This window comes from Pseudomonas sp. GW821-FHT10C09 (assembly GCF_059415465.1).
Map to the genome: position 1 here is coordinate 299,177 of NZ_JBWKNG010000003.1, position 17,633 is coordinate 316,809.

The 17,633-nt window shown below is 60.2% G+C and carries 14 protein-coding genes; 11 read left to right on the forward strand and 3 right to left on the reverse strand.

What is annotated here, in order from left to right; all coding sequences use genetic code 11:
- Positions 1-190 precede the first annotated feature (190 nt).
- From AC07N8_RS04385 to AC07N8_RS04415, 7 genes are all read left to right on the forward strand, one after another.
- Entirely contained in the window at positions 191-730 is a 540-nt protein-coding gene (locus tag AC07N8_RS04385) for a TetR/AcrR family transcriptional regulator (RefSeq protein ID WP_310260239.1), read from the forward strand.
- A gap of 31 nt (positions 731-761) precedes the next feature.
- A complete protein-coding gene (locus AC07N8_RS04390) occupies positions 762-1,595 on the forward strand; it encodes an alpha/beta fold hydrolase (RefSeq protein WP_483840160.1) in 834 nt (277 codons plus the stop codon).
- A 48-nt stretch (positions 1,596-1,643) separates the two neighbouring features.
- Entirely contained in the window at positions 1,644-2,093 is a 450-nt protein-coding gene (locus tag AC07N8_RS04395; protein WP_483840159.1) for an acyl-CoA thioesterase, read from the forward strand.
- 71 nt (positions 2,094-2,164) lie between these two features.
- Positions 2,165-3,124 carry a tRNA dihydrouridine synthase gene (locus AC07N8_RS04400; protein ID WP_483840158.1) on the forward strand — a complete coding sequence of 320 codons (960 nt, stop codon included), beginning with the start codon at positions 2,165-2,167 and terminating at the stop codon, positions 3,122-3,124.
- Positions 3,125-3,244: 120 nt separating this feature from the next.
- Entirely contained in the window at positions 3,245-3,691 is a 447-nt protein-coding gene (locus tag AC07N8_RS04405; protein WP_483840157.1) for an Hsp20 family protein, read from the forward strand.
- Positions 3,692-3,879: 188 nt separating this feature from the next.
- Complete coding sequence (locus AC07N8_RS04410; RefSeq protein ID WP_493142036.1) at positions 3,880-4,575, forward strand: DUF1266 domain-containing protein; 696 nt, start codon at positions 3,880-3,882, stop codon at positions 4,573-4,575.
- Positions 4,572-7,274, forward strand: a complete 2,703-nt coding sequence (locus AC07N8_RS04415; RefSeq protein WP_493142034.1) for a DUF805 domain-containing protein — start codon at positions 4,572-4,574, stop codon at positions 7,272-7,274. The genes AC07N8_RS04410 and AC07N8_RS04415 overlap by 4 nt, the downstream gene beginning before the upstream one ends.
- On the opposite strand, the gene AC07N8_RS04420 is transcribed toward AC07N8_RS04415, so the two are convergent.
- From AC07N8_RS04420 to AC07N8_RS04430, 3 genes are all read right to left on the reverse strand, one after another.
- The gene (locus AC07N8_RS04420; RefSeq protein WP_493142032.1) at positions 7,271-8,962 is read right to left on the reverse strand and encodes an Hsp70 family protein; all 1,692 of its coding nucleotides are present in this window, start codon (positions 8,960-8,962) and stop codon (positions 7,271-7,273) included. The genes AC07N8_RS04415 and AC07N8_RS04420 overlap by 4 nt on opposite strands.
- Before the next feature lie 121 nt (positions 8,963-9,083).
- Positions 9,084-12,362 (reverse strand): sensor domain-containing protein, encoded by a 3,279-nt coding sequence (locus tag AC07N8_RS04425; protein ID WP_493142030.1) that lies wholly within the window; start codon positions 12,360-12,362, stop codon positions 9,084-9,086.
- A gap of 83 nt (positions 12,363-12,445) precedes the next feature.
- Positions 12,446-13,336, reverse strand: coding sequence for a LysR family transcriptional regulator (locus AC07N8_RS04430; protein ID WP_483840152.1), 891 nt, complete (start codon positions 13,334-13,336; stop codon positions 12,446-12,448).
- Between the two features lie 147 nt (positions 13,337-13,483).
- On the opposite strand from AC07N8_RS04430, the gene leuC reads away from it, so the two are divergent.
- From leuC to leuB, 4 genes are all read left to right on the forward strand, one after another.
- Complete coding sequence (gene leuC, locus AC07N8_RS04435) at positions 13,484-14,902, forward strand: 3-isopropylmalate dehydratase large subunit (protein ID WP_483840151.1); 1,419 nt, start codon at positions 13,484-13,486, stop codon at positions 14,900-14,902.
- 11 nt (positions 14,903-14,913) lie between these two features.
- Positions 14,914-15,558: a 3-isopropylmalate dehydratase small subunit gene (gene leuD / locus AC07N8_RS04440; protein ID WP_123434392.1), complete on the forward strand. Its 645-nt coding sequence runs from the start codon at positions 14,914-14,916 to the stop codon at positions 15,556-15,558.
- 137 nt (positions 15,559-15,695) lie between these two features.
- Entirely contained in the window at positions 15,696-16,463 is a 768-nt protein-coding gene (locus AC07N8_RS04445; protein ID WP_493142026.1) for a class I SAM-dependent methyltransferase, read from the forward strand.
- 52 nt (positions 16,464-16,515) lie between these two features.
- A complete protein-coding gene (leuB, locus tag AC07N8_RS04450) occupies positions 16,516-17,598 on the forward strand; it encodes a 3-isopropylmalate dehydrogenase (protein WP_483840148.1) in 1,083 nt (360 codons plus the stop codon).
- Positions 17,599-17,633: the final 35 nt, after the last annotated feature.

The window sequence follows — 17,633 nt, forward strand, 5'->3', positions numbered from 1 at the left end:
ACGCCACGATTACCCGCTCTGCGGGATTTTATAAGGGTCATTCAATTATTGAATGGCCCTTTTGTTTGTCTGGCGTTTGGCCAAATCCCCCAATTTCTTTCAAACTGTTCTTCAGACCAGCGGTCACATCCACGACTTGCGAAAAATTATTATGAGAATAATATTCTAGTCGTAATATTCGGAGGCAACGATGAACGATAAAAAAGCTCAAACCCGCGAACGCATCCTCAAGGCTGCCAGCGCAGCGCTGATTCAGCGCGGCCCGGCAGAACCGAGCGTTGGCGAAGTGATGGGCGCAGCCGGCCTGACCGTCGGCGGCTTTTATGCGCACTTCGAAAGCAAGGACGCAATGATGCTGGAAGCGTTCCAGCAGTTGCTCGGTCACCGTCGAGGCCTGATCGCCGACATGGATGCCGAGTTGACCGGCGAAGAGCGTCGCGCCTTGGTGGCGGCGTTTTACCTGTCGCGTAAACACCGTGACTCTTCTGAGTCGGCGTGCCCGATTCCGGCTTCGGTCGGCGAGTTGGGGCGGCTGCCGGACGCGTTTCGTGTCGCACTGAATGAGCATGTGGAAATGATGGTCGCGCAGTTGGCGGCCAGCCCGGAAGACACTGACAAAGCCCTGGCTGACATGGCCTTGATGGTGGGTGGTTTGGCGCTGGCCCGCGCGCTGGGGCCGGGAGAGTTGTCCGATCGATTGCTGCGCGCCGCCAAATCGGCGGTGCTGTGACCTGAAGGCATTGGCCTGAGGAGTGAGAGCGATGAGCACGTTGAAGTGGGTTCGTGGCGTTAATGGCACCTTGGGCTGGTTCGCACCACAACTGGTCGCGAGTAGAATGCGACTGGCATTCATGAGCCCGCGAGAACTGCCTCCGCGTGATTGGGAGTTGCCGCTGCTGGCGAAGTCCGAACGTATCACGCTGCGCTTTGGGCTCTCGGCGCTGCGCTGGGGTCAAGGCCCTGCCGTATTGCTGATGCACGGGTGGGAAGGGCGGCCGACGCAGTTCGCCAGCATTATCACTGCACTCGTCGATGCGGGTTACAGCGTGGTCGCCCTCGATGGTCCCGCGCATGGTCGTTCACCGGGTGAAGAGGCGAACGTCGTGCTGTTTGCCCGGGCCATGCTCGAAGCCGCCGCCGAATTGCCGCCGCTGCAAGCGGTCATCGGTCATTCGATGGGCGGCGCCAGTGCGATGCTCGCCGTCCAATTGGGTTTGCGCACCGAAACCCTGGTCACCATCGCCGCTCCGGCGCGGATTCTCGGCGTGCTGCGTGGCTTTGCCAAGTACGTGCGACTGCCGCCCAAGGCGCGTTCGGCCTTCATCCGTCAGGTCGAGAAAGACGTCGGCATGCGCGCCGCAGCGATGGACGTGGCGCACTATCAGCTCGACATGCCGGGCCTGATCGTCCATGCCGAAGATGACTGCTTTGTGTCGGTCAAGGAATCGCAACTGATCCACGAAGCCTGGTTTGACAGCCGCTTGCTGCGTCTCGAAGAGGGCGGCCATCAGAAAGTGCTGGCCGATCCCCGGGTCATTGATGGCGTGTTATCACTCCTGGCCGGTCGCAGCCTGCAATCGCGCCAATCGGCGTAAGCATCCGTTACACTGCCCCGGTCGACATTATCTGACCGGGAGTGGGGCATGAGCTGGGATCGGGCAACGCCATTTATCATTGATCTGCAAGTGGGCGCCGAGGACATCGACGGGCTGGGTCACGCCAATAACGCGGTGTACGTGACATGGCTCGAGCGTTGCGCCTGGCGCCACTCGCAGCGTCTGGGCCTTGATCTGGTCGAATATCGGCGACTGGACAGGGCGATGGCGGTGGTGCGGCACGAGATCGATTACCTGGCCGCCGCCTACGAAGATGATGAGTTGCAGTTGGCGACCTGGATCGTCGATTGGGATCAGCGCCTGAAAATGACCCGACACTTCCAGTTGAAACGCCCGCGCGACAACACCACGTTGCTGCGCGCGCAAACCACGTTCGTCTGCATCGAACTGTCGACCGGCAAGCCCAAGCGCATGCCGCCGGAGTTCATCGAAGGCTACGGCCCGGCGTTACAAATGTTAGATACGACCAACATCTAATGTGGGATGTTCTGCAGATTCCCCGCGCAATCCAGTAAACTGCCGCACGTTTTTCGTCGAGTGTGTTTTTCATGCAAATTGCTTTGGCGCCCATGGAGGGGTTGGTCGACAACATCCTGCGGGACGTGCTGACCCGTGTGGGCGGGATCGATTGGTGCGTGACCGAGTTCATCCGGATCAACGATCAGTTGCTCACGCCTGCCTACTACCACAAGTTCGGTCCCGAACTGCTGACCGGTGCCCGCACCGCGTCCGGCGTGCCTCTGCGTGTGCAACTGCTCGGTTCTGATCCAGTGTGCCTGGCAGAAAACGCCGCGCTGGCCTGTGAGTTGGGCTCTGAAGTCATCGACCTGAACTTCGGTTGCCCGGCCAAGACCGTCAACAAATCCCGAGGCGGCGCGGTGTTGCTCAAAGAGCCTGAACTGCTCAACGAAATCGTCGAGCACGTGCGTCGCGCGGTGCCTGCGCACATCCCGGTGACGGCCAAGATGCGTCTGGGCTTCGACAGTCCCGACGGTTCACTGGTCTGTGCCACGGCTTTGGCTGAAGGCGGCGCAGCACATATTGTGGTGCATGCGCGGACCAAGACCGATGGCTACAAACCGCCAGCGCATTGGGAGTGGATCCCGCGCGTGCAAGAGGTGGTCAAGGTGCCGGTGTTTGCCAATGGCGACATCTGGAGCGTCGAAGACTGGCGTCGTTGCCGCGAGATCAGCGGCGTCGAAGACATCATGCTCGGTCGCGGCCTGGTCTCGCGCCCGGACCTGGCCCGGCAAATCGCGGCAGCGCGAGCCGGTGAAGAAGTGGTCGAGATGACCTGGGCCGAGCTGTTGCCGCTGATCCAGGACTTCTGGCTGCAAGCCAAGGCGCAGATGACAGCCCGCCAATCGCCGGGTCGCTTGAAGCAATGGCTGGCAATGCTGACGCGCAATTATCCCGAAGCAGTGGAGTTGTTTACCGTGCTGCGGCGTGAGACCGAGCTGGATCAAGTCAGCCGTTTGCTCGGTCTGACAGTCGCCGAAGCGGCGTAAAAAAATCTGAAAAAAGTCTCTTGAAATGCAATCAGCGGTCCCTATCTAAGGGTTACGCGATGCCGAATTCGGGTCGCGGAGATAAAAAACCTTGCTGATTGTTTTCAGGAGATTTGACCCATGACTACTGCATTTTCCCTGGCCCCTCTGTTCCGTTCCTCGGTAGGCTTCGACCGTTTCAACGACTTGTTCGAAACCGCCCTGCGCAACGAGCCAGGCAGCACCTACCCACCATACAACGTGGAAAAACACGGTGATGATCAATACCGCATCGTCGTCGCCGCAGCCGGTTTCCAGGAAGAAGACCTGGACCTGCAAGTGGAGAAAGGTGTGCTGACCATCAGTGGCGGCAAGCGTGATGCCAACGAAGGTGTGACCTTCCTGCACCAGGGCATCGCCCAGCGTGCGTTCAAGCTGTCCTTCCGCCTGGCCGATCACATCGAGATCAAGGCTGCCGATCTGAGCAACGGTCTGCTGAGCATCGACCTGTTGCGGGTGATCCCGGAAGAGGCGAAAGCCAAACGCATCCCGATCAACGGGACGCAGAAACCGGCGTTGCAGCACTGAGTCATGTGCCGCAACACAATCGTCTGAACGGGCGATGAGCCGCTGAATGAAGGCCCCGATACGTCGGGGCCTTTTTTGTGCGCGCAAGAAAACCGCTGTGCGACTTTGCCGCTGGCGGCGGTTTCTCTACAATCCGCCGCAGTTTTGCCGACCCCCATTCCTCACCGGTCGGCCTGGAGCCTTTTTTCATGGACGAGATTCAACAGCGCTGGCTGTGCGCCCTGTCTGCACCCATGGCGGCGATCAATACCGGCGCCAGCTACGACGACCCCGCGTTCTGCAATGATCGCTACATCGATCTGCAGGACAGTTGGGGTATCGATGACCGTGGGCAATTGTTCGACATGCTCGAGCGGATGACCGACGACGGCCATGCCAAGCACCTCAGCGCGGCCTATCTGGCGTGGCAGCGCTGTCTGCCGAGTGAATGGCAGGCTTTGCTCGACGACCTGAGTCCCCGCGAACGCATCCTGCATGAGTTTGCCAGTCGCACGTTCGGCAGTTGCGGGCCGGGCGGGATTTTGTCCTGGGACTATGGCCGCATGGGTTTTCTATTGCGTTGTGCGGTGCGCAATCAGTGGGTCGATCTGGACGAAAGCAATTGGCTGCACAGTCGTTTGGCCCTCAGAGCGCAATTTCACTACGGTAGCTGGATGGCTTACTTCGACGGTTTTGTGGTGGGCCGGACCTTTTGGTCGTGCCTGAGCGCCAGCGACGATGAGCTTGCGCGCGAACTCGATCGACAAGGCGCCAATGCCCTTAATGTGCGGATTGCCCGCGGCCTTGCCGAGAACATTCCTCAGTTTCTGGCTGATTTACCGTGGCACATGGAAATTGATCAGCCGCCACGTCCGGCATCGCTCAAGGAGTTCGACTGGTCATGAGTTGCTGGATTCGCTTGGGCATCGAGCCTACCACTGACGAAAACCTGATCCGCAATGCCTACCGCGCACGTTTGCCAGCGCATCACCCGGAGACCGATCCGCAAGGCTTTCAGGCGCTGCGCATGGCCTACGAAAAGGCCATGCGCCTGGCTCGAGAGGACGAAGAAGAAGAGCCCGAGGACGAGTACCAGTCCCAAGCCTCTGAGCAGCCTGTGGTTGAGGTCCCTCCGGTATTCGGGGAGTTCTGCGAGCTGCTGGATGATCCCGCGCGCCGGTTCAATTTCGCCGCGTGGCAGGCCTTTGTCCGAGGGCTGGATGAGCTGTCGCTGGACGTGCTCGATGAAGTCAGCTGGGGCCTGTACCACCGGATGGCCGACGCCGGTCCGTTGTCGTACCGTTGCGCGAATCTGTTGGCCAAACGTATGGCCTGGGATCAACAGTTGCTGGATCTGGGCTTCGACGACGCACATCAGGTGGGGGTCTTTCTCCAGCGAATCGAAACGCCGGACCCGTTTGATACGGATCTGATGAGCACATGGTCTGAGGCAGCCCAGACTGAATCGCTGTGGTACGCCCGTAGCCTCGACTTCATCTTCAACCAGCGCCCACTTCAAGAGTTCGCCGACTTCGCCAGTCAGCATACCTGTCTGCCGTTGCCGGATGATGCCGCGTTTCTCAAGCGTCTGTTGGTGCAGTTCACTCAGGCGGGTATTGGCGGGCCGATGTTTTTGCAGTGCTGTATCGAACAGCAGCTTGCCGCACCGGATGATGTCGACTGGCTTTACCTGTTGGCGTGCCAGAACAGTCTGCTGTGGCGGGACGATCAGGCATTGCCGTGCTGGATCAGGCTGTGGAACGAGCATCGCCATCCGATGGCGGAAAGTCGTCTGCTGGAGCTGTGTGCCAAGCGCCAGCCGACTTTTCTGCCCCTGCTGATTCAGGCATTCGATCGCCTGCAGGGTATTTTGGACTGGCCAGAGGATCTTGGCGATGACGCCCAGGTGTATGGCTGTCCGTCACAACACCCCGAGACGCTGAACCGTTGGCTGGGTGTCGGACGGTTGAAGCTTCAGAGCCTTGCGCAAAGTTTTGTCGATTGGCGCATGAGCGGTGATGACCTGCCATTGCTCGCGCAATTGCTGGGCGAAAATGCCGACAGCCGATTACTGCATCTGTATCGCCACGCCTGGGCGCTGCATCGGGGTGATACGGCGTTGTTGCAGCAGATCGTGGATGCACCGCTGCCGATCGATGCCCTCGAAAGCCTGGTGATGAGCGGGTTCAAATATCAGGCTGAGCAACACCTGCGCTGGCTGGGCGAGGCACCGATTGCGCTGGCCATGAGTGCTTTCGGCGAAGCGGATTCAGGTTCACGGCCATTGCCGCAGGTGCTGACCGACGGCGAGCCGCACAAGGTCTGTCGGCTGTGGCTGCGTCGCTTGCGGCCTTACAACGACGCTGCGCTGGAACGACTGGCAGACGCGTTCAAGCTGGCTGCGGTCAAAGACGACTGCGACTTGTCCGAACTCGACTTGATTCTGCAGTTAAGCCGGCGCGGGATTCAGTTGCCGCCGGTCGGGCTGGGTGAGGCCACTTGGGAGTGGCACTCGCAGACCCTGTTCTTGCTGGCATTGCTGGACCAGCCCGAACGCTGGCTGCAAATGATTGATGCGCAGTGCGTGGAGCGCCTACCTTTCAATCCGGCCCATCCCTTGAGTCGCCTGCAACCTTTGTTGCGGCGCTTGCAGCGTGAGCAGGGCAGTTGCGATGGTTTGCTCGGATGGCTGCAAGGCAATGACCCGGTACATGGCTTTTTGGTGCAGCAATTGTTCAGCGTACAGCAGGCACTCGACAGCACGCGGTTACCGGCCAATACCCTGCTTTACACCTGCCTTGAAAGCGATCGTGCTGCCTGTGGCGACGATTTGCTGGGTTTGATGATGTTCTGGGGCGTGCTCTATCACGACCCGAGCCTGAGTGCCGAGCAGCATCGCGCATTGTTGCAATCGATCGCGGCGGTCAGTTGTGAAGACGATTGGTTCGAAGGCTTCCGCGACGGTTTGATCAAAGGCGAACCGGTGTGGCCGCCGCGCAAAGTGCTGACCGATTTTGGTGTCGACAAACTGCTGGCGTATGAAGCGCTGGATGCGCTCAAGGGCTTGATTCGCTATGGCGCTGCCGGGGTGCCGAAAACGCGCGTCCTGCGCCAACTGCAACAAGGCAAGGACGATGCGCAGAACAGTGTCGGGTTGCGCCTGGCCCTTTGCGCGATATTGTCCTGGTCGGAACGATTACTGCTGGCGAAAAGCGATGTGCAGCCGGTACCGGCGACAGCGATCTGGCGTCTAGGCTCGCGGTTGGGGCGCAAGGCTTTTATCGCTCAGGTCTTGGGGTGTGTGGTGATTGCGCCGGTGGCAGGGCTGATCAGTGGCACTACGGGCGCAGGCATTCTTATCCTGCTATTGGGCGTGCTGCTGGTGTTCGGCGCTATTCTGCGCCGCTTGCACGACATGGGCCTGGGCATTCCGACGTTGCTGATCTTCATGGCGCTGACGCCGGTTCTGCCATTCCTGCCGTTGCTGCTGTTCGGCTTTCCCGGTGACAAGTTGCCCAACCGCTATGGTGTGCCGCCGGACAGCGGCGATTCCGAAATGCTGTCCGGCGGCTTGCAGGCTGCCTTGCGGCGGCTCAACGGTTAGAGACGCAGTTGATCCAGCGCCTTGTTCAGCTCTGAGCGATGGCTGGCAATTTCCGAGGGTTGCTGGCCGCCGAGCACGGTGGTGAAGTTGTGCAGCCATTCGGCAATGTGCTCGCGTTGCGTGCCGAGGCTTTGCATCCATGCTCGCTCCAGACGGGCGAGCAACGTGCGGTTGGGCAGCGCATCGCGTGGATGGACTTTCAGGGTCGACAGCCGGTTATGGCTGTCGCGACGCGCTTGCTCGTCCAGACCGGTGGGGCTGCGGTCGATGCTGTGACTGTGACGCTCGCCGGTTTCGAGCAGGGTGACGTCGACTTCGAGCAAACCGTTGATGTCATAGCTGAAGCGTACGTCCAGCTCCTGGATGTGTTCAGTGGGCGTCAACGTCACATCGAAAGCATCAATCAGAATGTTGTCGCAAACCCACGGCCGTTCACCCTGATACACGGCGATGCGCAGCAGCGATTGCTTAGGCTGGGTGGTGTAATAGCGCTCCACCCTTGACGTCGGAATGATGGTGTTACGTTCGATGATGGGCGAGAAGGCACCTTTGATGTCTTCGCCACGCATGGTCGCAATCCCCAGCGTATACGGGCAGACATCCGTCAGAATCAACTCTTCAACCGCACCGTCGCGCGCCTTGCACGCCGCTTGCGTCGCCGCTCCCAGCGCAACAATGGTATCCGGATCAAGATGCCGGTAAGGCAGGCGCCCGAACAGCGTGGCGACCATTTGCTGCACCGCCGGCATGCGCGTGGCGCCGCCGACCAGCACCAGGCTGTCGAGGTCGCGGGGCTTGAGTCGGGCATCGCGCAGCGCTTGTTCGATCGGCGCGCGCAAGCGCGCCAGCAACGGTTCCCAGACTTTTACCGCCGCCGCTTCGTCCAGTGACCATTCGAAGGTTTTGTCGGCGTGGCGCCAGCTCAGGTGTTGAGTGCCTTCGCCGAGTTTGCATTTGAGCTGCTCAAGGGTATCACCGAGGCTGGCCATGCTTTGCGCATCGACCATTGCCGGGGTCAGTTGCCAGTGTTTCAGGCAGGCCTGCAACAGCGCGGCAGTGAAGTCTTCGCCGCCGAGAAAGTTGTCGCCGGTGGAGGCGTGCACTTCGATCAGTGGCAATGCATATTCCAGCACCGTCACGTCGAACGTACCGCCGCCCAGGTCGAAAATCAGCGTGCGCTCGAATTTCTGCTCATGCAGCCCGTAAGCCATGGCGGCAGCGGTCGGTTCGTTGATCAGACGCGATACGGTCAGGCCGGCCAGTTCGGCGGCGAACAGCGTCCGCTTGCGTTGCTCGTCGCTGAAATACGCCGGCACTGAAATCACCGCCTCGTGCACCGGGTGGCCCAGCCAGGCTTCGGCATCTTGCTTGAGCGAGCCGATCACCAGCGCAGAAAGTTCTTCTGGGCTGAATTGCCGCCCGCCCAATTCGAACTTTTTGTCACTGCCCATGAACCGCTTGAACGCTGCCACTGTGCGTTCAGGGTGGGTGGTCAGGCGTGCGCGGGCAGCATTGCCCACCAGAATGCTGTCGTCCTCATCAAGGCTGATTACTGATGGAGTCAGGACATCGCCGAGGGCGTTGGGAATCAACTGTGCCCGACCACCCTGCCAGACGGCGATCAGGCTATTGGTGGTCCCAAGGTCGATACCCAGCAAGGCCGGGCGGGGAAGGGTTGCATCCTGCATGGTTGATCTCTTTGAGGCGGTACAAAAAAACGCGACCGTACAGGTTGAGAGAAAAGCTGGCAATTGGGGCATCTGTTACCGAACATCTCCATCGTTCGGTGCATCAGTGCCCCGTCCCTGATTATTTCAGGAGTTTTTGAAACTCTTCCACCGGCAACGGCCGGCTATGCAAATACCCTTGGTAGAAATGGCAGCCCAAGCCCTGCAAAAACTCCAGTTGCTCCGCCGTCTCCACCCCTTCGGCAATCACTTTCAGCTCCAGACTCCGCGCCATGGCGACAATCGCGCGGATGATTTCCGCGTCGTTCGGATCAGTCGTGGCGTCACGAATAAACGACTGATCGATCTTCAATGTGTCGACCGGCAAACGCTTGAGGTAGGTCAACGAGGAGTACCCGGTGCCGAAGTCATCCATCGCGAAACTCACGCCGAGTTTTTTCAGGCGACGCATTTTGTTGATGGTGTCTTCCAGGTTCTGGATGACGATGCCTTCGGTGATTTCCAGTTTCAGCAGCGAGCAGGGCAAGCCGTGGCTGGTGAGGCTGTGTTCGATGCGTTCGACGAAATCGGTTTGCCGAAATTGCCTTGGGCTGATGTTCACGCACAGGCTGAAACTCAGCGGGTTGACCAGGCCTTTGGCGACCAGTTTCTTGAAAGCCCCGCAGGCCTCATCAATGATCCAGGTGCCGACTTCGAGAATCAGTCCGCTGTCTTCCAGCACCTTGATGAACTCGGCCGGTGATTGCGGCCCGAGTTCGGGGTGGTCCCAGCGCACCAGCGCTTCGGCGCCGACAATGCGATTGCCCCGGGCGTCGATCTGCGGTTGGTAGTGCACATGGAATTCACCCCGTGAAAGGGCCAGGCGCAGATCGGTTTCCATGCGCAGGCGTTCGCTGGCGGCCTTCTGCATGGTGTTGTGATACATCTGCGTTGTGTTGCGGCCCGAGTCCTTGGCGCGGTACAGCGCGATGTCGGCGCGTTTGAGCAGGTCGGTTGGGGTCGAGCCGTGGTCGGGAATCAGCGCGATGCCGATGCTCGGCGTCACTTGCAGGCGCTGGCCATCGAGGAACATCGGTTCTGACAACAGTTCTCGCAAAGTGTCAGCCAGTTCCCGGACCTGGGCGCTGACTTCGTTGCGCGAACCTTCCAGGCCGCTGAGCAGCACCACAAATTCGTCACCACCCAGCCGCGCGACGGTGTCTTCCATGCGCACGCTGGCTTCCAGCCGCGCGGTGATGATTTTCAGCACGGTATCGCCGACCGGGTGACCGAGGGAGTCGTTGATGTGCTTGAAGTGATCGAGGTCGAGGAACAGCAGCGCACCGCGCAGGTTATGGCGCTTGAGCAGGGCGATCTGCTGGCTCAGGCGATCCATCAGCAGCGCGCGGTTGGGCAGGTTGGTCAGGGGATCGTGGTAGGCCAGGTGACGAATTTGCGCTTCGGCGTTTTTCAGCAGGCTGACGTCGCGGGCGGTCAGCAACAGGCAGGCGGTTTCGTTGAGGGTGATCGGCTCGACCGAGACTTCGACGGTCAGCAACTCCCCGCGTTTATTGCGCCCGAGCATTTCCTGGTGATGCACCCGGCCCTTGAGCTGTAGCTCGGCGAGCAACGCCGAACGTTGTTTCTCTTCGGCCCAGATGCCCACTTGATACACCGTGCGACCGACCACTTCCTGCGCTCGATAGCCGGTCAGGCGGCAGAAACCGTCGTTGACCTCCAGGTAGCGTCCGGTGTCGCGCTCGGTAATGGTGATGGCGTCGGGGCTGGAGTGGAACGCCTTGGCGAATTTCTCTTCGCTGGCCTTGAGCGCCGCTTCGGAGCGTTGTTGCTGGGTGATGTCGCGCAAGGTGGTGACGATGCAGGGTTGGTTATCGACGTTGATCTGGCGGCTGGAAATCACGCAGGTCAGCGATTGCCCGTCCTTGTGCTGGGCGACGATGGCGACATTGTTCAGCCCTTGTTCGCGGATGACCTGTTCGATCCGTTGCAGGCTTTTCGCCGAGGCGTCCCACAGGCCAATCTCATCGGCGCTGCGGCCAATCACTTCGGCGGCGCTCCAGCCGAAGGTCTGGGTGAAGCTGGAGTTGATCTCGATGAACTGGCCGGTGTCCTGGCGCGTCACGCAAATCGGGTCCGGGCTGACTTGGAACAGCGTGGCGAATTTCTCTTCTGATGCCACCAGTTTTTGTTCGCGCTCAACCTGATCGGTGATGTCGAGCAAGGTGCCGGCCATGCGCAGCGGGAAACCGTTTTCATCGCGGTAGAGGCGGGCGCGGCTTTCCAGGTAGCGCGAACTGCCGTCCGGCAGTTGTACACGGTAGGTCAGCTGATAATTGCCGGCCGGGCCTTCGCGCAGGCTGCGGTAGGCGTCGCGCATGGTGTCGCGCTCTTCACCGGGTACGCCTTCAAAAAATTCATCGAAGGATTCATGGAACGGCTTGGCTTCCAGTCCGTGCAATTGCGCGGCCCGCGCAGAGCCGTAGAGCATGCCGCTGGGAATGTGCCAGTCCCAGGTGCCAAGCTGCGCCGAGTCCAGGGCGAGATCGAGGCGTTCCTGACTGTCCTTGAGGGCTTGTTCGGCGACTTTGCGTTCGGTGGTGTCGAGGAAGGTGCTCAGCAGATACGGCTGGCCCTCGAGTTCGACTTTTTGCGCGCTGAGGATGCCATCGAGGACCTGCCCGTTGCTGGCGCGAAACTGCACCTCCATGCTGACCAACTCGCCTTTGGCCTTGGTGGCAGCGACCAGTTTGGCTCGTTGTTCCGGGTGCACCCACAGGCCCAGTTCCAGCGTGGTGCGGCCTATCGCGTTTTGCACGGGCCAGCCGAACAGGCTTTCGAAATACTGGTTGGCTTCGGTGATCAGGCCGTCTTCCTGGCGGGTCAGCAACACCATGTTCGGGCACAGGTGAAACAGTGTGGCGAAGCGTTTTTCCGAGCTGCTCAGGGCTTGTTCGCGCTGGCGCTGATGGGTGATCTCGCGGATCACCCCGATCATGCGTGGCCGGCCGTGTTTGTCCGGCAGCAGGCTGCCGCTGATTTCCAGCCAGTGCAGGCTGCCATCGGGCCAGCGGATGCGATGGTGCATCGCTTGCTCAAGCGGCGCGCCGGCAATCACCGCATGGAACGCGCGGACGGTTTTCGCCCGATCTTCCGGCGGCAGCAAATCGAGGTATTCCAGGTCCTCGGGCAATGGCAGGTGCGGATCGAAACCAAACAGTGCCTGAGTCCCCCGCGACCAGCTGATCTGCCCACGTTCGATGTCCCAATACCAGGCCCCCAACCGCGCGCCGTTGAGGGCGGCGAGCAATTGTGGCGCGCTTTCCCAACTCAGCTCGGACCTTTTTGGGTCGAGCGCCTGGATACGCGGCATCGGCGGAACACGGTCAACAGATTTCGGCATTGGCAGCAGGCCTTGGGCGGAAATGAGCGTTAAGCGCAGGGTTTCGCGGCTATAGTTTCGCGGCTATATAGGCGTAGCACACGTTAGCCATGAGTCCCTGGCAAATCGAGTTGTGCATCCAGCAAAGCCATGAAAGCCCTTGCCGCATTCGATAGCGTCCTTTCGGTGTGCAAGATATAGCCTAGCTGGCGAGTCAGTTGTATGCCCGGCAAAGGTATTCGCGCAACCTGATCATCGAGCATCGTACGCGGCAACACGCTCCAGGCCAGGCCAATCGAGACCATCATCTTGATCGTTTCCAGATAATTCGTGCTCATGGCGATGTTCGGCGTCAGGCCCTGCGCCTCAAATAATCGCTGCACGATGTGATGAGTAAAGGTGTTGCCGCCGGGGAAGACCGCCGGGTGCAGGGCAATGTCGGCCAGGGTGACCGGGCCGTTGCTGATCAGCGAATGCTCCGGGGCGACCACGAAATCCAGCGGGTCGTCCCACACCGGTGTCGCCTTGACCAGCGAATGGGGCTCTGGCGCCAGGGTAATCACCGCCAGTTCTGCGCGGCCATGGAGGATTTCTTCGTAGGCCACTTCCGAATCGAGGAACTGGATATCCAGCGCCACTTGTGGGTAGCGTCGGGTGAATTCCCTTAATAAGGGCGGCAAACGGTGCAGGCCGATGTGGTGACTGGTGGCCAGGGTCAGGCGGCCGGACACTTCGCCGGTCAAGTTGGTCAGGGCGCGTCGGGTGTCGTCCAGCACATTCAGAATCTGATAGGCCCGTGGCAACAGGGCGCGGCCGGCCTCGGTCAAGCCGACTTCGCGGCCCAGGCGATCAAACAGACGCACCTTCAATTGCTGCTCCAGCCCGGCGATGCGTTTGCTGATGGCCGGTTGGGTCAGGTGCAGCCGCTCGCCGGCGCCGGAGAAGCTGCCGGTCTCGGCAATTGCGATAAAGGCATTGAGGTTGGCCAGATCCATTGTTGTATTCCAGTTGGTTATCCAAAGCATAAAAAATATGAATTTGAGTTATTTAATGTAACCCCCTAGGATCAGCCTCACAAGCCAAAGGGTTATTGAAACGTTCAAGGCCCGGGGCATAGAAACAAGCTGATGAGGAACCGTCTGATGGCCGGCAAAACGCTCTACGACAAGCTCTGGGATTCGCACTTGGTCAAACAGCGCGACGATGGCTCTGCGCTGATTTATATCGATCGTCACATCATCCACGAAGTGACCTCGCCGCAAGCCTTCGAAGGCCTGCGTCTGGCCGGGCGCAAGCCTTGGCGCATCGATGCCAACATCGCGACCCCGGACCACAACGTACCGACCACCCCGGAGCGCAAGGGCGGCATCGAAGCGATTGTCGACCAGGTCTCGCGTTTGCAGGTTCAGACCCTCGACGACAACTGCGATGAATACGGCATCGTCGAATTCAAGATGAACGACATTCGCCAGGGCATCGTCCACGTCATCGGCCCGGAGCAGGGCGCGACATTGCCCGGTATGACCGTGGTCTGCGGCGACTCCCACACCTCGACCCACGGCGCATTCGGCGCCCTGGCTCACGGTATCGGCACTTCCGAGGTCGAGCACGTGCTCGCCACTCAGTGCCTGGTCGCCAAGAAAATGAAGAACATGCTGGTGTCGGTCGAAGGCCAATTGCCGTTCGGCGTGACTGCCAAGGACATCGTCCTCGCCGTGATCGGCAAGATCGGCACCGCCGGCGGTAACGGTCACGCCATCGAGTTCGCCGGTAGCGCGATTCGTGACTTGTCCGTTGAAGGCCGCATGACCATCTGCAACATGTCCATCGAGGCCGGCGCTCGCGTAGGCCTGGTGGCTGCTGACGAAAAAACCGTAGCCTACGTCAAGGGCCGTCCATTCGCCCCGAAAGGCGCGGAATGGGACTTGGCTGTTGAAGCGTGGAAGGACCTGGTGTCGGATAAAGACGCCCAGTTCGACACCATCGTTGAACTCGACGCGACCCAGATCAAGCCGCAAGTCAGCTGGGGCACCTCGCCTGAGATGGTCTTGGCCGTGGATCAGAACGTGCCGGACCCGGCGAAGGAAATGGACCTGGTCAAACGCGATTCGATCGTGCGCGCCTTGAAATACATGGGTTTGACCGCCAATCAGGCGATCACCGACATTCAGCTGGATCGCGTGTTCATCGGTTCCTGCACCAACTCGCGGATCGAAGACTTGCGCGCCGCCGCCGTCATCGCCAAGGGCCGCAAAGTCGCGTCGACCATCAAGCAAGCCATCGTCGTGCCGGGCTCGGGCCTGGTGAAGGCGCAGGCCGAAGCCGAAGGCTTGGACAAGATTTTCCTCGAAGCCGGATTTGAATGGCGCGAGCCGGGTTGCTCGATGTGCCTGGCGATGAACCCGGACCGTTTGGAGTCGGGCGAGCATTGCGCATCGACCTCCAACCGCAACTTCGAAGGCCGTCAGGGCGCCGGTGGTCGTACCCATCTCGTCAGCCCGGCGATGGCCGCCGCCGCTGCTGTAAACGGTCGTTTCGTCGACGTCCGTGAATTGATCTAAAGGAGCGCAGCATGAAAGCTTTTACCCAGCACACTGGTCTTGTCGCGCCTTTGGATCGTGCCAACGTCGACACCGACCAGATCATCCCGAAGCAATTCTTGAAGTCGATCAAGCGCACCGGTTTTGGTCCGAACCTGTTCGATGAGTGGCGTTACCTGGATGTGGGGCAGCCGTATCAGGACAACTCCAAGCGTCCGCTGAACAAGGACTTCGTCCTCAACGCCGAACGTTATCAAGGCGCCAGCGTGTTGCTGGCCCGTGAGAACTTCGGTTGCGGCTCCAGCCGTGAACACGCGCCGTGGGCACTGGAAGAATACGGTTTCCGCAGCATCATCGCGCCGAGCTACGCCGACATCTTCTTCAACAACAGCTTCAAGAACGGCTTGTTGCCGATCATCTTGAGCGACGCTGAAGTGGATGAACTGTTCCAGCAGGTTGAAGCGAATCCGGGCTACCAGTTGCAGGTCGACCTGCAAGCCCAGACCGTGACCCGTCCGGATGGCAAGGTACATAACTTTGAGATCGATGCGTTCCGCAAACATTGCCTGTTGAACGGTCTGGACGATATCGGCCTTACGTTGATGGACCATGAAGCGATTGCGACGTTTGAAGCCAAGCACCGGGCGAGCCAGCCCTGGTTGTTTCGCGACGCTTGATTGATTCGAGATTGATGTAGTCATGGCGGGCCTCTTCGCGAGCAGGCTCGCTCCCACCTTGGAAAGCATTTCAAATGTGGGAGCGAGCCTGCTCGCGAAGACGGCAGATCAGACAACACAAATATCAGGACATAACTATGACCAGTACCGCCCAGCACACCCAGGTAGTCCAAAAGCAATTCGGTGAACAGGCCTCGGCCTACCTGAGCAGCGCCGTTCACGCTCAAGGTACCGAATTCGCGCTGCTACAGGCCGAACTGGCCGGGCAGGGCGATGCTCGGGTACTGGACCTGGGTTGCGGTGCCGGTCACGTGAGTTTTCACGTGGCCTCGCTGGTCAAGGAAGTGGTGGCCTACGACCTGTCGCAGCAAATGCTCGACGTGGTCGCCGGTGCTGCCGTTGATCGTGGCTTTAGCAACGTATCGACGGTCCTCGGTGCCGCCGAGCGCCTGCCGTTCGCCGATGGCGAGTTCGACTTCGTGTTCAGCCGTTATTCGGCGCACCATTGGAGCGATCTCGGCCTGGCGCTGCGGGAAGTGCGTCGAGTGCTGAAGCCGGGCGGCGTGGCGGCGTTCGTCGACGTGTTGTCACCGGGCAGCCCGTTGTTCGACACTTACCTGCAAAGCGTCGAAGTGCTGCGCGACACCAGCCATGTGCGCGATTATTCCGCCGGCGAGTGGTTGCGTCAGGTCAGCGAGGCGGGGTTGCATACCCGCAGCACTACGCGCCAACGCCTGCGTCTGGAGTACACCTCCTGGGTTGAACGCATGCGTACACCTGAAGTGATGCGCGCGGCCATCCGCGAGTTGCAGCAGTCGATGGGCAACGAAGTGCGCGAATATTTCGAGATTGAGGCCGATGGTTCGTTCAGTACCGATGTGCTGGTCTTGATGGCTGAACGATAGAATTTTTCCGGGTGTGCCCCAGGGGCGCACCGACTGATGACATGAGGAAAGCATGAGCAAGCAGATTCTGATTCTCCCAGGTGACGGTATTGGCCCGGAAATCATGGCCGAAGCGGTCAAGGTGCTGGAATTGGCCAGCGACAAGTTCGCCCTGGGCTTCGAGCTGAGCCACGACGTGATCGGTGGCGCCGCCATCGACAAGCACGGCGTGCCATTGGCTGACGAAACCCTGGAGCGCGCCCGCGCTGCCGACGCTGTGCTGCTGGGTGCCGTGGGCGGCCCGAAATGGGACACCATCGAGCGTGACATCCGCCCTGAGCGCGGCCTGCTGAAAATCCGTGCGCAACTGGGCCTGTTCGGCAACCTGCGTCCGGCGATCCTGTACCCGCAACTGGCCGAGGCTTCGAGCCTGAAGCCGGAAATCGTTGCCGGCCTGGACATCCTGATCGTCCGTGAGCTGACCGGCGGTATCTACTTCGGCGCGCCACGCGGCACCCGTACCCTGGAAAACGGCGAGCGTCAGTCCTACGACACCCTGCCGTACAGCGAAAGCGAAATCCGCCGCATTGCCCGCGTCGGCTTCGACATGGCCATGGTGCGCGGCAAGAAGCTGTGCTCGGTGGACAAGGCCAACGTATTGGCGTCCAGCCAGCTGTGGCGTGAAATCGTCGAGGAAGTGGCCAAGGATTACCCGCAAGTCGAGCTGAGCCACATGTACGTCGACAACGCCGCCATGCAGCTGGTGCGTGCACCGAAGCAGTTCGACGTGATTGTCACCGACAACATGTTCGGCGACATCCTGTCCGACCAGGCCTCGATGCTCACCGGTTCCATCGGCATGCTGCCGTCGGCGTCCCTGGACACCAACAACAAGGGCATGTACGAGCCTTGCCACGGTTCGGCACCAGACATCGCCGGCAAGGGCATCGCCAACCCGTTGGCAACCATTTTGTCGGTGTCGATGATGTTGCGTTACAGCTTCAACCAGCAGGTTGCAGCCGATGCCATCGAGAAAGCCGTGAGCCTGGTGCTGGACCAAGGCCTGCGCACAGGCGACATCTGGTCGGCGGGTTGCACTAAAGTCGGTACGCAGGAAATGGGCGACGCAGTAGTCGCCGCGCTGCGGAATCTGTAATCTCTCGGGCCCGCTGCGAAATTCAATACAAAGCA

What these genes read in the sequence shown, in the direction of transcription:
- AC07N8_RS04395 (WP_483840159.1), top strand. Translation starts at nt 1,644, where the DNA reads ATGAGCTGGGATCGGGCAACGCCATTTATCATTGATCTGCAAGTGGGC.
- AC07N8_RS04410 (WP_493142036.1), top strand. Translation starts at nt 3,880, where the DNA reads ATGGACGAGATTCAACAGCGCTGGCTGTGCGCCCTGTCTGCACCCATG.
- AC07N8_RS04385 (WP_310260239.1), top strand. Translation starts at nt 191, where the DNA reads ATGAACGATAAAAAAGCTCAAACCCGCGAACGCATCCTCAAGGCTGCC.
- AC07N8_RS04425 (WP_493142030.1), bottom strand. Translation starts at nt 12,362, where the DNA reads ATGCCGAAATCTGTTGACCGTGTTCCGCCGATGCCGCGTATCCAGGCG.
- leuB (WP_483840148.1), top strand. Translation starts at nt 16,516, where the DNA reads ATGAGCAAGCAGATTCTGATTCTCCCAGGTGACGGTATTGGCCCGGAA.
- AC07N8_RS04400 (WP_483840158.1), top strand. Translation starts at nt 2,165, where the DNA reads ATGCAAATTGCTTTGGCGCCCATGGAGGGGTTGGTCGACAACATCCTG.
- AC07N8_RS04420 (WP_493142032.1), bottom strand. Translation starts at nt 8,962, where the DNA reads ATGCAGGATGCAACCCTTCCCCGCCCGGCCTTGCTGGGTATCGACCTT.
- leuC (WP_483840151.1), top strand. Translation starts at nt 13,484, where the DNA reads ATGGCCGGCAAAACGCTCTACGACAAGCTCTGGGATTCGCACTTGGTC.
- AC07N8_RS04445 (WP_493142026.1), top strand. Translation starts at nt 15,696, where the DNA reads ATGACCAGTACCGCCCAGCACACCCAGGTAGTCCAAAAGCAATTCGGT.
- AC07N8_RS04405 (WP_483840157.1), top strand. Translation starts at nt 3,245, where the DNA reads ATGACTACTGCATTTTCCCTGGCCCCTCTGTTCCGTTCCTCGGTAGGC.
- AC07N8_RS04390 (WP_483840160.1), top strand. Translation starts at nt 762, where the DNA reads ATGAGCACGTTGAAGTGGGTTCGTGGCGTTAATGGCACCTTGGGCTGG.
- AC07N8_RS04415 (WP_493142034.1), top strand. Translation starts at nt 4,572, where the DNA reads ATGAGTTGCTGGATTCGCTTGGGCATCGAGCCTACCACTGACGAAAAC.
- leuD (WP_123434392.1), top strand. Translation starts at nt 14,914, where the DNA reads ATGAAAGCTTTTACCCAGCACACTGGTCTTGTCGCGCCTTTGGATCGT.
- AC07N8_RS04430 (WP_483840152.1), bottom strand. Translation starts at nt 13,336, where the DNA reads ATGGATCTGGCCAACCTCAATGCCTTTATCGCAATTGCCGAGACCGGC.